This is a genomic window from Nocardia brevicatena NBRC 12119 (assembly GCF_000308495.1).
Lineage (GTDB): Bacteria > Actinomycetota > Actinomycetes > Mycobacteriales > Mycobacteriaceae > Nocardia > Nocardia brevicatena.
On record NZ_BAFU01000189.1, the window covers coordinates 1 to 1354 of the forward strand.

Consider the following 1354-nt stretch of genomic DNA (forward strand, 5'->3'; position numbering starts at 1 on the left):
CACCATCCTTTCTGCGTGCCCCACAGTGGGGTTCGTGATTGGGATCCGGCGGGAGCCGGGGTGACGGCCCGTGGTGGTAGCCCTTCGAGGGCCACGATGACACTGCCGCCCCCGGTTCTCGCGGGGCCGCCGACTGGCAACAGGGAGATGCGCCGCAGAGCGCCGGTTAGTGACCGTCCAGCAGTCGGTCTCGCCGCCACCGGGTCGTCGCTGCCATGTTGAGGAGTCGTTGTGTCGCTGGCGTTGTCCGCCGCGTTGTATTTCATCGGGATCGACTGGGCCGCCGAGGTGCACGCCGTGTGCGTGATGGACCCGTCCGGCAAGATCGTGTCCCGGTTCACCGTCGCCCACTCCGCCGAAGGAATCGAACGGCTGACCCGTCGCCTGTCGAAATACGCTGCCGCCGAACAGATCCCGATCGCGATCGAACGCCCCAACGGCCGCCTCGTCGACCTGCTGCTCGAAGCCGGCCACCCGGTCGTGCCGGTCACCCCGAACGCGATCAAAGCCTGGCGCGAGGCCGAGGTACTGTCGGGCGCGAAGTCCGACGCCGGTGACGCCGAGGTCATTGCCGAATACCTGCGGCTGCGACAGCACCGACTGCGGGTCGCGGCCCCGTTCGGCGACGCCACCGTCGCGGTCCGCACGCTGGTCCGCACCCGCGGCGACCTGGTCGAGCAACGCATCGCGGCGACCAACCAGCTCTCGGCGCTGCTGGACGCGCACCGGCCCGGCGCCAAAGCCATCTTCGCCGACGTCGAATCGCCGATCAGCCTGGCATTCCTGACGAAATACCCGACTCCGGCCGCGGCCACGCGCCTGGGCGAGAAACGCCTTGCCGCGTTCCTGACCGGCCAGGGCTACTCCGGCAAACGTCATCCCGCCGATCTGCTCGCCCGCCTGCGCAGCGCCCCCACCGGCTCGACCGGCACCGCCGTCACGACCGCAATCGCTGCCACGGTTTCGGCGCTGGTCCGCGTTCTGAGCGGCCTGAACACCGCGATCAAGGATCTGGATCGCCAGATCGCCGCCCAACTCGACGAACACCCGGACGGGAGGATCTTCACGTCGCTGCCAAGGTCGGGTCGGATCAACGCCGCGCAAATACTCGCCGAGTGGGGCGACTGCCGACAAGCCTACGACAGCTCCGACGTCGTCGCCGCCCTCGCCGGCTGCACCCCCGTTACCAAAGCCTCCGGCAAACACGCCGCCACCCACTTCCGGTGGGCCTGCAACAAGCGCTTCCGCCAAGCGATCACGACCTTCGCCGACAACAGCCGCCACGCCAGCCCCTGGGCCGCCGACATCTACCGGCGAGCACGCGAATCCGGCAAGGACCACCCCCACGCCATCC

1 protein-coding gene is annotated in these 1354 nt (G+C 69.1%); it reads left to right on the top strand.

Annotated elements, in window-relative coordinates:
• Nucleotides 1-231: 231 nt before the first annotated feature.
• Nucleotides 232-1354: IS110 family RNA-guided transposase (locus ON20_RS25915; RefSeq protein WP_040839670.1), on the top strand; the 1123-nt coding region annotated here is incomplete at its 3' end.